Origin of the sequence: Rhodovulum sp. 12E13, assembly GCF_003340565.1 — a bacterium.
In the GTDB taxonomy this organism is placed as follows: Bacteria; Pseudomonadota; Alphaproteobacteria; order Rhodobacterales; family Rhodobacteraceae; genus HLUCCA09.
On sequence record NZ_QPLK01000001.1, the window covers coordinates 200,143 to 214,314 of the forward strand.

Sequence of the window (14,172 nt, forward strand, 5' to 3'; positions counted from 1 at the left end):
GGCCCCACGCGCCACCCTGCCCGGAGGAGTCCTCCCGTGACCGGTCGCCTCATCGTCGTCTCCAATCGCATCCCGACCGACGAGGTGCCCTCGGGCGGTCTCGTCGTGGCCATGCACGAGGCGCTTTCGGATCAGGGCGGCACATGGATCGGCGCCCATCCCGACCCCGCGTCCGAGCCGACCGACGCGCTCGAGCGTCTGCCCGCGCAAGGCTACGACAAGCGCGCGTTCCGCCTCACCGAGGAAGAGCGGCAGACCTTCTACCTGGGCTACGCCAATTCGGTGCTATGGCCGCTCTGCCACCGCAGGGTCGATCTGATCGCGCTCGAGACCGAATATGCCGAGGGTTACCTCGCCGTGAACGCCCGCGTGGCGCGGCAGGTGGCCAGCCTCGCCGGCCCCGACGACCTGATCTGGGTGCAGGACTATCACTTCTTTCCGCTCGCGGCCGAGTTGCGGCGGCTCGGCTGCCGGGCGCGGATCGGTCTCTTCCTGCACATACCGTTTCCGGTCGCTTCCGATCTCGCGGCGCTGCCCGAGCGCGACGCCTTTCCGCGCTGGCTGTCGGCCTACGACCTGCTGGGCCTCCAGACGCAGGCGGACGTGGCGCGCTGCCTGGAACTGTTCCGCAGCTTGCCGGATGCCGAGATGTTCCTCGACGGCAAGGTGAAACACGGCGCCCGTCTCTTCGCCGTCGCCGCCTTTCCCATCGGGATCGACGCCGAGGGCATGGCCGCCGCCGCCGCGGTCGGCGGCGGGCGCGAGATGGTCAAGCTCGCCCCCGACGAGGATCTCGTGATCGGGGTCGACCGGCTCGACTATTCCAAGGGCCTGCCGAACCGGCTGCGGGCCTTCGGGCAGGTGCTTGAGCACACGGAACTGGGCGCGCGGCGCCCGCACCTGATCCAGATCGCGCCGCCCTCGCGCGGCGACGTGCCCGCCTACCAGCGCATCCGCGCCGAGCTCGACGCCATCGCCAGCGAGGTCAACGGATGCCACGCCGATCTGGGCTGGACACCGATCCAGTACATCAACCGAAGCTACCCGCGCGAGACCCTGGCGCGGCTGTTCCGCGCCGCGCGCATCGGGCTGGTCACGCCGCTTGCCGACGGGATGAACCTCGTCGCCAAGGAATTCGTCGCCGCGCAGGACCCGGCCGACCCCGGCGTGCTGGTTCTGTCGCGCACCGCCGGCGCGGCCGAGAGGCTGAGCGAGGCGCTGCTGGTCAACCCCTTCGACATCGACGACATCGCGCGCGCCATCGAGGCGGGCCTCGCCATGCCGCTCGAGGAGCGGACGGCTAGGCACGCGGCGCTGCGGGCCGAGGTCTTCGAGCGTGATGTCGCCGCGTGGCGGTCGGACTACCTGCGCGCGCTGTCGGCCGTCACGGTCGCGCCCGCCCTGGCCTGAGCGCGGGCGGGCCTGCGCTCGCCCGCCGTGGTGGGGGCGCGGTCGGACATGCGCGGCGGCTCCCTGCGGCGTCCCCGCGGCGACGCCGGCCGCACCCTCTCGGCCCGTGCCGTGCACCCGGGGCTCGACCCGGGCGACCAAGGCGGCGAGCGCGACGGACGCGCGGTCAGACGCCGAGGAAAGGCGCGAGGGCGAGGTAGAGGGCGAGGGCGGGGCCGAGGGCGAGGCCCATCGGGAAGCGCCGGTCGGCCCAGCTTTCCCAGTCGGGGGCGAGGCGGCGCACCGCGGGAACCGCGCGCATGGCCCGGTGCGCAGCGAAGGCGCCGAGCATCACCGCGGCAAAAAGGTAGGCCATGAGCGCCCCGTCGGACGGCGCGATATAGGGTGCCATGGCGGCGGCGAATTTCGCGTCGCCCGCTCCGAGGACCCCGACCATGTTGAGCAGGAAGCCCGCGACCAGCACGGCCAGCCCGATGCCGATGCGCCAGCCATAGTCTGCCCATGGCAGCACGAGCGGACCGAGCAGAAGGAACGCCCCCGCGCAGAGCAGCACGGCGCCGTTGGGGATCTTCATGCGCGCCATGTCGGACCAGGCGACATAGACCGCCAGCGGCACCGCGACGGGCAGAAAGGCCCACGGGCCCAGCCGCGTGCCCGTGGCCACGACCCAGCCGAGCGCGGCAAGATAGAGCAGGGCGGCCGCCACCCATGGCGCGCGGCCCGCGAGGCGCGCGGCCGGGCTCGTGCCGCGCATTCCGGCATCGGTCGAGGTCATGGCGTCCTCCATCGGCTCGCCGCACGACGTGCCGCCGGAATGCAGCAGGAGCGTGGCAGGCCGCGGGAGTTCCGGGGGCAGCGCGCCCAGGCGGGCGCCGCCCTCGCCGGTCAGGCGCGTTCCAGGGCGCGCAGCGAGCGCACGGCCTCTTCGAAATGCTGCGGATGGGTGTCGATCGCGTCCTGCAGCAGCTCCTTGCCGATCACCACGTCGCCCTGCCGCACCGCCGCCAGCGCCATCGTGTGCAGGAGCCTCGCGCGCTCGGTCTGCGTCAGGTCGAGGATCGGCAACTGGTAGTTGCGCTGTGCGCCGCGAGCGAGCACAAGGTTGTTCTTGGCGGTGAACAGGTCGGGGTCGTATTGCAGCGCTTCGCCGAAGAGCCGCTCGGCATCGGCGAAGGCCCCGCGCGACAGCTTGGAATAGCCCCAGTTGTTGAGCGTGCCCGAAGGCGTCGTGGTCAGCCCGATTGCCGTCTCGTAGAAGTGGTCGGCCTTGCTCCACTCCTTGTTGCTGTCGGCGACCATCGCCTCGAGACGGTAGCGCCTGAAGGTCTCGTGCGTCGGCGGAATGTCGTCGAGCGCGGCCTCCGCCTCCGTCCACTTGCCGTTGCGGATCAGGGCGTCTGCATAGTTCACCCGGTCGTCGTGGGTTGCGCCCTCCATCTGCAGCACGCGCTCCCAGGCCGGAACGGCAGCCGCGTTGGAGCGGGCGCGCACCAGCGACCGGGCGAGGCCGCGCTGCAGGTCGATCCGGTCGGGCTGCTCGCCCACGGCGCGCTGGAAGTAGGCCACGGCCTCCCTCGGATCGGCCGCGGTCAGCATCAGGTCGGAGAGGTTGTTCTCGTCGATGGCGTTGACCGTCTGCATCGCGCGATCGACGTTGTCGTCGGGGCCGGCGCAGCCGGCGGTGAGCGCCGCGCCCGAAAGGCACAGCACCACGATGAAAGGATGGCGCATGGGGTCGCGTCCCTTTGCTGCTCGTTCTGCCTCAGGGTGCGCTCAGGATGCGGTAGGTTCCCTCGCCGCGGCGCACCAGCTTGTATCGTTCTCGTTTTTCGGCAGTGTCGGCGGGGTTTTCGAGCCGGGCAAGGGCGGTGCGGAGATTTTCACGGATTTCGGCACTTTCGCCACTGTCGAGCGCGAAGGCAGTGCGGAAGACGCGGGCGGCCTCTCCGGTCTCGCCCGTCTCCATCAGCACGACGCCCAGGTTGTTCCAGGCGGCGGCGTCGGTCTCGTCCTGTTCGATGGCCCGGCGCAGCAGCCGCTCCGCCTGGCCGAGGCGCCCGAGCCGAAGGTTGGCCGAGCCGAGCGCCGAGAGCACGTCGGCGGTCAGCCCGCTCTCGGCGCCGGCGCTGTAGAATTCCTGCAGGGCGAGTTCGTATTCGCCCGCCTCCATCAGCCGGTGTCCGACCGTCAGCCCGTCGACCGCGTCGGCGCGTCGGTCGACGCCTGGCGCCGAGCCGCCCTCGAGCGGCGCGAGCCGGCCGTCAGAGCAGCCGGCAGCGAGACCCACGACGAGGGCGAGGGCGATTGCGGGGCGGGCTGAAACGGGTCTTCTCGGCATCGCGGGCAACGCGGCTGGGCAGGGACGAACCCATGTTCGCCGCGCGGAGGGGATGCGCCAAGGCTGCTCGCATCGCCCCTCGGCGCCGCCCGCGCCAGCGTTGCTGATTTGCCAGAGCGGACGGCCGGCGGCGACGGGCGCCGTGCCTGCGGGACAGGCTCGCCGCCCGCCGGATCAGGGCATGCCGTTGCTGCCGAGCACGGTGAAGATGTCGTAGATGGAGGGGCCGATCAGGATGATCAGCAGCGGCGGCACGGTGAACATCATCGTGCCGAGCGTCAGCTTGGTCGGCAGCTTGTTGGCCTTTTCCTCGGCCCGCATCACCCGCTTGTCGCGCATCTCGGCGGCGTAGACCCGCAGCGCATCGGCCAGCGAGGTGCCGAACTGGGCCGATTGCACCATCACGGTGACGAAGCTGCCGATGTCGGTGACGCCCGCGCGCGTGGCCATGTCCTTGAGCACCTGCGACTTGTCCTTGCCCGCCTTCATCTCCGAGGAGACCAGCTCGAACTCCTCGCCGAGGGCGGGGTAGCCGGCCTTCACCTCCTTCGAGACGCGCAGGATCGCCTGCTCCATCGACTGGCCGGCCTCGACGCAGACGAGCATCATGTCGAGCGAGTCGGGAAAGCCGTTCTCGATCTCCTCCTGGCGGCTCTGCACCCGGCGCTCGACCCAGTATTTCGGCAGGAAGTAGCCGATCGCCGCCGGTCCGATCACCGCCAGCACCAGCTGCTGGGTGGTGACCTCGCCGCTGGCCGAAGAGATCAGGCCATAGAGCAGCCCGATCGCGAGAAAGCCGAGGGCCAGCACGAATTGCAGCGCGTGGAAGTTCCGCACCGCCGACTTGGAGCGATAGCCGGCCTGCAGCATCTTGAGCCGGGCCGACGACATCTCTTCCTCGGTCTGGGGCTCGAGGAAGCTCGAGAACCGGTCGAGCTTGTCGCCGCGGCCGCTGTCGTGGCGCAGGGCCTTGCGGTCGGCCGTGGCGGCAGCGCGACCGCGGCGGACATCGTCGCGCAGCTTGTCGAGCGGGTCGCGCCGCTGCCGCAGGAAGACCGGCAGCGTGAGCGCGACGAGCAGCACGCCGAGCGCGCCGACCGCGTAGAGAGGGCCCAACTCGCCGAACCGGGCGACAAGGAAGTCGTTGATCTGTCCGAACATGTCCATCCGTGTCGTCCCTCAGACCTTGATGTTCACCATCATCCGCATGAAAATCACGTTGACGACGAGCAGGGCGCCGACCGCGATACATGCCGGGATGAAGAGAGCGGTATTCTTCACGTCATCGTAGTAATCGGGCTGGATCACCACGATCCCGAGCAGGGCAACGAGCGGGAAGACCGACAGGAACATCCCCGACCACTTCGCCTCTGCGGTGATCGCCTTGACGCGACGGAAGAGCTTGAAGCGGGCGCGGATCACCTTGGCCAGGCCGTCGAGGATCTCGGCGAGGTTGCCGCCGGCCTGGCTCTGGATCGTCACGGCGACGGCGAGAAAGCGCATGTCCTGCATGTCGACGCGCTCGGCCAGCGCCTTGAGGCTTTCCGACACGTCCCGCCCGTAGGCCGCCTCGTCGGCGATCATGCCGAATTCCGAGCCGAGCGGGTCGGGCACCTCCTTGGCGACGATGTTGATGGCCGACGAGAAGGGGTGGCCGACGCGCAGCGAGCGCACCATCAGTTCCACCGCGTCGGGCAGCTGCTCCTCGATCAGCGCGAGGCGCTTCTTGGCCTTGTTGTTCACCCAGACATAGACGCCGCCCACGCCCATGCCGATCGCCACCATGACGCGCACGCCGAGGCCGGCCTCGGTGCCGAGCGTCAGGCCGGCGAAGGCGAAGGCCGACAGCACCATCATGATCAGGATCAGTTGCGGTGGGGAGAAGGCGATATTGGCCTTCTGCGCCTTCTCGGCGAGGATCGCGTAGAGCGGGATGCCCTTCGCGTTCATGTGCTGCGAGACCTCCTTGCGGAGCTGCTCCAGCACCTCTTCGCGCCCGGCGCCCTTCTCGAGCAGTTCGAGGCGGCGGTTGAGCCGGTTGTTGAGGCTGATCGACTTGCCGAAGGCCGTGAGATACAGGCCCTCGACCACGAGCAGCACCGCCACGAAGACGATGGCGTAGATCAGGGGTTCGGCGGAGATCTGCATGGGGGCCTACCTGCTCTCGGGGCTGGGGGTCGTCGCGCCGCGGGTCATTGCGCCGCGATGGGGTCGTAGATGGTCGAGGGCAGGTCGTAGCCCCACTGGCGGAACCGGTCGGCGTAGTAGGAGCGGACGCCCGTGGCGTTGAACCGGCCGATGATCTTGCCGTCGGGGCCGAGCCCGAGGCGTTCGTAGCGGAAGATCTCCTGCATCGAGATGACCTCGCCCTCCATGCCGGTGATCTCGGTGATCGACACCATGCGCCGCGAGCCGTCCTGCAGGCGGCTGGCCTGCACGATCAGGTTGACGGCGCTGGCGATCTGGGCGCGCACGGCCTTGAGCGGCATCTCGATGCCGGCCATCGCGATCATGTTCTCGAGGCGGCTCACCGCGTCGCGGGCGCTGTTGGCGTGGATCGTGGTCATCGAGCCGTCGTGGCCGGTGTTCATGGCCTGCAGCATGTCGATCACCTCCTCGCCACGCGTCTCGCCGACGATGATGCGGTCGGGGCGCATCCGCAGCGCGTTGCGCAGACAGTCGCGCTGGGTGACGGCGCCCTTGCCCTCCACGTTGGGCGGGCGGCTCTCCATCCGGCCGACATGGGTCTGCTGGAGCTGGAGCTCGGCGGTGTCCTCGATCGTCAGGATGCGCTCGGCATCGTCGATGAACGAGGACAGGGCATTGAGCGTGGTCGTCTTGCCCGAGCCCGTGCCGCCCGAGACGATCACGTTGAGCCGCGTGGCCACGGCGGCCTGGAGGTAGGCCGCCATCTCCTCGGTGAAGGCGCCGAACTTGACGAGGTCGTCGACCGACAGCTTCTCCTTCTTGAACTTCCGGATCGAGACCAGCGAGCCGTCGACCGCGATCGGCGGCACCATCGCGTTGAAGCGCGAGCCGTCGGCCAGGCGCGCGTCGACATAGGGGTTGCTCTCGTCGACGCGCCGGCCGACGGCCGACACGATCTTGTCGATGATCCGCAGCAGGTGGCGCTCGTCCTTGAAGGTGACGTGAGACAGTTCGAGCCGGCCTGCGCGTTCGACGAAGACCTGCTGCGGCCCGTTCACGAGGATGTCGTTGACGTCATCGTCCTGCAGGAGCGGCTCGAGCGGGCCGAGACCCTTCACCTCGTCGTAGAGTTCCTGGTGCAGGGTGCCGCGCTCCTCGCGGTTGAGCACGACGCCCATTTCCTCGAGGCTCTCGGCGGCGATGGCCGCGATCTCCTCGCGCAGTTCCTTCTCGGTCGCCGTCTCGAGCGCGGAGAGGTTGAGGTTGTCGAGGAGCGCCTTGTGCAGCTCCATCTTGACCTCGGCCAGTCGCTCCTTGCGGCGCTTTTCCTTGTCGACGGGCGCGGCCTGGGCCGGCGTGCCGCGGCCCTGGGCGGCGCCGGTCGGCTTGCGCTGAACGCTCGGACGCGCCTCTGCCTCGGCAGGGCCTGCGGCGGTCGCGGGCTCGGCGCCCGAGGGCGCGGCGGCGGGCGGGGCGCCCGTGCGGGCGGGCAGGCCGGTCTTCTTGTAGCGCGAGAACATCCGTCAATCTCCGGCGGTTCGGTTCAGCCGCCCGCCGCGTCGGCGGCGGCGAGTTCGTGCAGCGAGGCGGCGAGCTTGGCGATCTCCTTGCGGAGCGGGTTCTTGGCGGCGTTGACCGACAGGGGCAGGCCGTGATCGTCGGCCTCGGCCACCTGTCGGCCGCCGTCGGGCAGCATCAGCTCGATGTCGATGTCGAGGCTTTCGGCCAGCCGCTTGGCGCGCGCCTTGCCCTGCAGGTCGGTCAGGCGCGGCGCGCGATTGAGGCCGTAGCGGATGCGCTCGATCGGCAGGTCCTCGCCCTTCAGGAGCCGGACGAAGCGCAGCGTGTTCTGCGCCGAGCGCATGTCGAGCTCGAGCAGCGCCAGGTAGACATGCGCCGCCGAGAGCACCGCCTCCGACCACACGACCAGTGTCGAGGGCATGTCGATCACCACGAAGTCGAAGCTCGCGCGCGCCAGCTCGATCAGCGCCTTCATGTCGTCGGCCGACACGATGTCGAGCGGCAGCATCTCCGACGGCGCGGTCAGCACGTGCAGCTTCTCCTCGTGGAGCTGCATCGCGCCCAGCATCGCCTCGGCGTCGGCCTGCTGCAGGTCGGACAGGAACTCGAACACCGCGTCGCGGCGCGGCAGGTCGAGATAGGTGCCGACAGAGCCGGTCTGGAAGTCGAGATCGAGCAGGCACACCTTGGGCGGCTGCGCGTCCTTGCTCTTGCGCAGCGACTTGTCGGGGTTGGCGAGCTCCCACGCGAGGTTGACGGCGAGGGTGGTCGCGCCCACGCCCCCCGCGAGGCCGTGGACGGGCAGGACAACGCCGTTACGCCCGCCGCCCCCGCCGGCGATGGGGCCCGACCCCGCGACATGGACATGCGCCATCGGCTCCGGCGCCGGGCGGCGCATCCGCTCCAGCGCCTCCGACAGCGCGCCCTCGGGCAGCGGATAGGGCAGGAAGTCGGTCGCGCCGAGCCGCAGCAGCTGGTGCAGGGCGACGGGGCTCACGTCCTCGGCCACCAGAACCACGCGGATGCTGCGCTCGTCGGCGGCCGAGATGATCTCGCCGATGAGCTGGAGCTGGTCCTCGTCCTCGTTGTCGATGGCGATGGCGACGAATTCGAGCGATCCGGCCTCGGGCTGGGCGAAGAAGGGCAGCGCATCGTCGAACGACAGGTCGCCCCAGCTCTCTCCGAGCTCGGCTTCCATGTCCTCGATCAGAAGGTCGAAATTCTGCACGTCTCTGCAGATCGTGCAGGCGGTGATCGGAGCCGCCTCCGGCTGCAGGGCTGCACTGCTTTCCATGGCCTCACGTCCTTCTCGCCAGGGGGCGGCGGCGGGCTCGGTCCGGCCGGGCGTGTCCAGCCGCGACGTCCGGCGTCGCCACCCCTCGCACGACTGGGTATGCCGCACTCTTCCTTGGCAGGTTGTCGGCGCCGAACGCGGCGGAATTTTGGCGAGAGTGCCGCATTTGTGCGGTTTCGGCACAGGCGCGGGCGTGGCCGGGCGCTCTGTTTCGCAGGGCAGGATAAAGTCGCCCGGGCGCCGCGCGCGGCCGGAAACGAAAACGGCGCGCCGGGGCGCGCCGTTTCCTGGGTGTCGCTGGGTCAGGGCGCCGGGGCGCCCCGGTGTCACTCGTTGGTGGCGTCGCCGAACGTGATGAACTCGGGCTCGGGCGCGGCGCTCTCGACATAGCCGTTATAGGTCGCGCGGGCATACTTGCCGTCCCAGGTACGGCCCGGGCAGGCGCCGACCTTGCTCACATACTTGCCAGCGGCCGATCCGGGGGCGACCTGGCAGGTCTGCACGAGATGGTTGTTCATCGTGGCGTTGCCGAAGTTCGACGGCGTGATCTGGCTGCCGGCCTCGTAGGCGCATCCCGAGGCGAGGAGCGTGACGGCCAGGGCCGCGCCCGTGGCGAGGCGGAGCCGCGCGGGGCGGGAGGGGAGGGTGAAGCGGTCCATGTGCCTTACTCCATCACGTAGCCATAGGAGCCCGAGAAGTCCTGCCGGGCGACCTCGCCGGCACCCCCCGAGACGGGGCGCGTTTCGCGCGCGGTCACCCCGCGCAGGAAGAGGTCGGCCTCCGAGGGCGGGCGGATGCGGTCGGTCGGCAGGGCCAGCGTCTCGCCGCGGGTGGGCGACACGAGGTGGGCGGAGATGATGATGACGAGCTCCGACTGCTCGCGCCGATAATCCGTCGAGCGGAACAGCGCGCCGAGCACCGGGATGTCGCCGAGCCAGGGCACCTGGCTGGCCAGATCCTCGAAGTCGTCCTCGAGCAGGCCCGCGATGGCGAAGCTCTCGCCGTCGCGCATCTCGACGGTGGTCGTCGCCCGCCGGGTGCGGAAGCCGTTGACCTGGAAGATTCCGGTGTCGAGCGAGACCGAGGGATCGAGGCCCGAGACCTCGGAGGTCAGCCGCAGGTTGATGTTCTCACCCACGACCCTGGGGGTCATGTTGAGCAGGATGCCGAAGGGCTTGTACTCGACCGAGATGCCGTCGTCGGTCTGCACCGGAACCGGGTATTCGCCGCCGGCGAGGAACTCGGCCGCCTGGCCAGACAGGGCGGTGAGGTTCGGCTCGGCCAGGGTGCGCAGGAAGCCGTTCGTCTCGAGCGCCTCGATCAGCACGGCGAACTCGACGTCGCCGGCGCCGACGCCGATCTGGAAGGCGCCCTGGTTGCCGCCGCCGAGCGTTACGCCGGTCCCGGGGTCGCCGTCGAAGAGATTGGCGAGGTTGTCGCCCAGCAGGTAGGTGCCGGTGCCCGTCACGGTGCCGATGTCGGTGTCGTCGTTGAGGAAGTTCGCCGCCACCGAGGCCGAGAGCGCCTTGGACACCGAGCGCGACATCTCGGCGAAGCGCACCTTCATCATGACCTGCTGGGTGCCGCCGACCTCCATGAGGTTCGACACCCGCTCGGGGGCGTAGCGGTTGGCGAGGTCGAGCGCCGAGTCGATCGCCTGTGCCGACGAGACGACGCCCGACAGCACGATCCCGTCGTTGGCCGGGCGCACCTCGATCTGCTCGCCCGGGAGCACCTCGCGCAGCCGCTCCTTCAGTTCGCCCACGTCGGCGGTGACCTGCACCTCGACATTGGTGATCAGGCGGCCCTCCTCGTTGAGGAGCGTCAGCGTCGTGCGCCCGGGCGCGCGGCCGAGCACGTAGATCGACGATTCCGAGAGGGTCGAGATGTCGGCGATCTGGGGGTTGGCGATCGAGAGTTCGGCGAAGGGCGTGTCGCTCTCGACGACGACGGCCTTGTTGATCGGCACCTTGAGCGCCCGCTGGATCGTCCCGCCCTGCAGGCGGAGCGTCTCGGCCTGGACGATGTGCGGCGTGGCCGCGAGGGTGACGGCAAGGCCCATCAGACCCGCCCGAAGTAGCGTCTTGACTGTCATGTGACCTGCCTCTTGTCACGATTGGGGAACGGGTCTTTGTGCCCGCATTGGCCGGCAGACTGCCCGCGATCCGCTTTTCGGGCAATAATCAGGGGTTTAAGGGGCACTATTTATGTAGTGGCCGGGCAACACATTGTTGCACCTTCCCCATCTCTTGGGGGCCACGAGCCCGCCGCACCCCGGATGTGGGGCCTCCGTATAGGACCCCGGCAGCGCCGCGCGCGGGGGGCGGGGGTGAGGCCGGTTGCGGGGGACAGGCGCGGCGATCCTTGCCGGGCGCGGCCGCACGGGGCGGCGCCGTCGATCTGCAGCCTTGCGGCCGGGGGCGGGCGGCGCACGCGTCGCAGGCCCGCCGTCGCAGACCCGCCGTCACGGGCGCCCCGTCACGGGCGCCCCGTCACGGGCGCCCCGGCATGGACCCCTGCCACGGGCCCGCCATTGCGGGCGGCCCGCGACGACGCCGCCGGACCACCGCCGGCGACGGGCCGGCCGTGGTCTGGGGGCAGGGTGTCGTCCCGCGGAGCAACAGGTGCCGCCGCGAGGATGGGATGCGGGTCAGGCCGTCTCGGCCAGGCCACGCTCCTCGGCAAGGTCCTGCATGCGCTTCTGCAGCTTCTCGAAGGCGCGCACCTCGATCTGGCGGATACGCTCGCGGCTGACATTGTAGACGCCCGACAGATCCTCCAGCGTGACCGAGGGCTCGGTCAGGCGGCGCTGGGTCAGGATGTCCTTCTCGCGGTCGTTCAGCACGTCCATCGCCTCGGCGAGCAGTTCGCGGCGCACCGACATCTCGTCGGCCTCGGCATACTGGCCCGCCTGGTCGGCGCCCTCGTCCTCGAGCCAGTCCTGCCACTGGGTCGAGCTGTCTTCCTCGGTGCCGATCGTGGCGTTGAGCGAGGCGTCGCCACCCGACAGGCGCCGGTTCATCGAGATCACCTCGTCCTCGGTCACGCCGAGGTCGTGGGCGATGCGCGCCACGTTCTCGGGGCGCAGGTCGCCCTCTTCCAGCGCGCCGATTCGGCTCTTGGCCTTGCGCAGGTTGAAGAACAGCTTCTTCTGTGCCGAGGTCGTGCCGAGCTTCACCAGGCTCCACGACCGCAGGATGTATTCCTGGATCGAGGCGCGGATCCACCACATCGCGTAGGTCGCCAGCCGGAACCCCTTGTCCGGGTCGAAGCGCTTGACCGCCTGCATCAGCCCGACATTCGCCTCGGAGATCACCTCGGCCTGGGGCAGGCCGTAGCCGCGATACCCCATGGCGATCTTGGCCGCCAGGCGCAGGTGGCTGGTGACCAGCGTATGGGCGGCCTCGGTATCCTGATGGTCGGCCCACCGCTTGGCGAGCATGAACTCTTCTTCCGGTTCCAGCATCGGAAACTTGCGGATTTCCTGCAGATACCGGTTGAGCCCCTGCTCGGGAGAGGGGGCGGGAAGATTGGCGTAGGTACTCATCTGTGCTTGCCCTCCGAACCTGTTGCCCCTTTCGTTCCGCGTCGCCCGGTCTGCGCGTCCCGGCCTACCAGCAGGCCTGACGCAGGGGAATACTGCGCGAAAGGTGTCGTTTGCGTTAACATATGGCATCTGAACCGATCGGTTCAAGTTGAAGTCCTCCGCAACGTTAGGAGATACACCTGCGCGCCTGCGCATGGAACGGTCTGCAACATCGTATCACGTCCCTTTGCCGATTGTTTCAGGCACCCCGCGCGCCCGATCACGGAGCGCATGGCGCGGGCCGAAGTTCCCGCTTCGGGCGGCCAGCGCGGGAGGCGCGGGGCGCGGTTGGCCGGGCGTCGATGTCTCCCCTTCCCTCCTAGGGGCCGCGCAGCGCGGCCAGCAGCCGGCCGAAATCCGCGGGCAGGGGGCTGTCGAACGCCAGCCGCTCCCCCGTCACCGGGTGGAAAAAGCCGAGCCGGGCCGCGTGCAGCGCCTGCCGGGGAAACGCGTCGACGGCCCCGGCCACGCCGCCCCCGAGGGCCCGCGCCGAGGCGCGGCGTCGCCCGCCATAGGTGGCGTCGCCGATCAGCGCGTGCCCGGCATAGGCCATGTGCACCCGGATCTGGTGGGTGCGCCCCGTCTCGAGCCGGCACTCCAGCAGCGCGGCGGCGGGCGGCGTGCCGAACGCCTCCAGCACCTGCGCATGGGTAACGGCCGAGCGCCCCCGTTCCCATGTCACCGCCTGGCGCTGCCGGTCGGTGCGGTGGCGGTCGAGCCGGGTGCGCAGGGTCAGGCGCCCGCCCGACCAGGACACCCCGCGCAGCCCCGACAGCCTCGGGTCGGCCGGGTCGGGGACGCCGTGGCAGAGCGCGAGATACGCGCGCTCGACCGCGTGCGCCTCGAACTGGGCGGCGAGGCCGTGATGGGCGGCGTCGGTCTTTGCGGCCACCAGCAACCCGCTCGTGTCCTTGTCGATCCGGTGCACGATGCCGGGCCGCTTCTCGCCGCCCACTCCCGACAGCGTGGCGCCGCAATGGGCGAGCAGCGCATTGACGAGCGTGCCCGACGGCGCGCCGGGGGCGGGATGCACGACCATTCCGGCGGGCTTGTCGACGACGATAAGGTGCGTATCCTCGTAGGCCACCGAAAGCGGGATCGCTTCTGCCGCCGTGGCCACCTCGGCCGCCTCCGGCAGCGCGATCTCGATCAAGTCGCCCGCCGCCACCTTCGCCTTCGGTTCGGTCAGCGCAGCGCCGCCTCGCGTGACAGCGCCCCCGGCGATGAGCCGCGCGAGGCGCGAGCGCGAGAGGGCGGCCGCCTCTGGCACGTCTCGCGCCAATGCCCTATCGAGGCGTGGCGGCGGGTCGTCCCCGATCACGACCCGGATGAGCCGGAGCCCCTGTTCCATGCCGGATCTCCCCAAAGAGCCCGAGCCGCGCGACCCTGCCGCGGGTGCTGGTCCGCGCGAGCCCACGGCGGAGGAACTGCGCGGCCTGCGCCTCCTGCGCGGCCTCGTGACCGTGCTCACGGCGACGATGATCGCGGGCATCGCCGCGATCGTGGTGCTTCTCTACCTCAGGCTGCCGGGGGGCGCCACGGCATCTGCACCGCCCGCGCCCGCCCCGTTGCCGGCCCAGCTGCCGGCCCTGCCGGGCTCCATCACCCTGCCGGAAGGGGCGCGGGCGCAGGCGGTGACGGCGGGGCCGGGCTGGTGGGCTGTGGTGACCCGGGCCGGCGACATCCTGCTCTACGACGCCGAGGGCACCCTCCTGCGCCGCATCGCGGCCGAGGAACTCGCAGCCGACTGATCCGGCCGCGAGTCGGTCCGGCGGCGGAAATGGCGCCGAATTGCGGCCGGTCTCGACCCGCCTACCAGCCCTGCCGCCGGCGCTCCGTCGTCAATCCGGCCGATCCGGCGCAACCAATGACGAT

The 14,172-nt window shown here is 70.2% G+C and carries 13 protein-coding genes; 2 read left to right on the forward strand and 11 right to left on the reverse strand.

Translation table 11 applies throughout. The features are described 5' to 3' along the window. Window positions 1–36: 36 nt before the first annotated feature. Entirely contained in the window at window positions 37–1,410 is a 1,374-nt protein-coding gene (locus tag DLJ49_RS00865) for an alpha,alpha-trehalose-phosphate synthase (UDP-forming) (RefSeq protein WP_233488573.1), read from the forward strand. 166 nt (window positions 1,411–1,576) lie between these two features. On the opposite strand, the gene DLJ49_RS00870 is transcribed toward DLJ49_RS00865, so the two are convergent. From DLJ49_RS00870 to DLJ49_RS00920, 11 genes are all read right to left on the reverse strand, one after another. After that, entirely contained in the window at window positions 1,577–2,185 is a 609-nt protein-coding gene (locus tag DLJ49_RS00870; RefSeq protein WP_233488577.1) for an A24 family peptidase, read from the reverse strand. Between the two features lie 110 nt (window positions 2,186–2,295). After that, window positions 2,296–3,141 carry a tetratricopeptide repeat protein gene (locus DLJ49_RS00875; RefSeq protein ID WP_115391620.1) on the reverse strand — a complete coding sequence of 282 codons (846 nt, stop codon included), beginning with the start codon at window positions 3,139–3,141 and terminating at the stop codon, window positions 2,296–2,298. Window positions 3,142–3,172: 31 nt separating this feature from the next. After that, window positions 3,173–3,697, reverse strand: coding sequence for a tetratricopeptide repeat protein (locus DLJ49_RS00880; protein WP_233488579.1), 525 nt, complete (start codon window positions 3,695–3,697; stop codon window positions 3,173–3,175). Window positions 3,698–3,922: 225 nt separating this feature from the next. Then, window positions 3,923–4,915, reverse strand: coding sequence for a type II secretion system F family protein (locus DLJ49_RS00885; protein WP_115391622.1), 993 nt, complete (start codon window positions 4,913–4,915; stop codon window positions 3,923–3,925). A gap of 12 nt (window positions 4,916–4,927) precedes the next feature. Further along, window positions 4,928–5,896, reverse strand: coding sequence for a type II secretion system F family protein (locus DLJ49_RS00890; RefSeq protein WP_115391623.1), 969 nt, complete (start codon window positions 5,894–5,896; stop codon window positions 4,928–4,930). A 44-nt stretch (window positions 5,897–5,940) separates the two neighbouring features. Beyond that, window positions 5,941–7,416: a CpaF family protein gene (locus DLJ49_RS00895; RefSeq protein WP_115391624.1), complete on the reverse strand. Its 1,476-nt coding sequence runs from the start codon at window positions 7,414–7,416 to the stop codon at window positions 5,941–5,943. A 23-nt stretch (window positions 7,417–7,439) separates the two neighbouring features. Further along, complete coding sequence (locus DLJ49_RS00900; protein WP_115391625.1) at window positions 7,440–8,711, reverse strand: CpaE/TadZ family protein; 1,272 nt, start codon at window positions 8,709–8,711, stop codon at window positions 7,440–7,442. A 326-nt stretch (window positions 8,712–9,037) separates the two neighbouring features. Continuing rightward, the gene (locus DLJ49_RS00905) at window positions 9,038–9,370 is read right to left on the reverse strand and encodes a hypothetical protein (protein ID WP_115391626.1); all 333 of its coding nucleotides are present in this window, start codon (window positions 9,368–9,370) and stop codon (window positions 9,038–9,040) included. A gap of 5 nt (window positions 9,371–9,375) precedes the next feature. Then, window positions 9,376–10,806: a type II and III secretion system protein family protein gene (locus tag DLJ49_RS00910; RefSeq protein ID WP_115391627.1), complete on the reverse strand. Its 1,431-nt coding sequence runs from the start codon at window positions 10,804–10,806 to the stop codon at window positions 9,376–9,378. Between the two features lie 555 nt (window positions 10,807–11,361). Further along, complete coding sequence (gene rpoH / locus DLJ49_RS00915; protein WP_115391628.1) at window positions 11,362–12,258, reverse strand: RNA polymerase sigma factor RpoH; 897 nt, start codon at window positions 12,256–12,258, stop codon at window positions 11,362–11,364. 358 nt (window positions 12,259–12,616) lie between these two features. Next, a complete protein-coding gene (locus DLJ49_RS00920; RefSeq protein ID WP_115391629.1) occupies window positions 12,617–13,648 on the reverse strand; it encodes an RluA family pseudouridine synthase in 1,032 nt (343 codons plus the stop codon). Between DLJ49_RS00920 and DLJ49_RS00925 the strand changes: the two genes are divergently transcribed. Further along, entirely contained in the window at window positions 13,647–14,048 is a 402-nt protein-coding gene (locus DLJ49_RS00925) for a DUF6476 family protein (protein WP_369932322.1), read from the forward strand. The two genes, DLJ49_RS00920 and DLJ49_RS00925, sit on opposite strands and share 2 nt — an antisense overlap. Window positions 14,049–14,172: the final 124 nt, after the last annotated feature.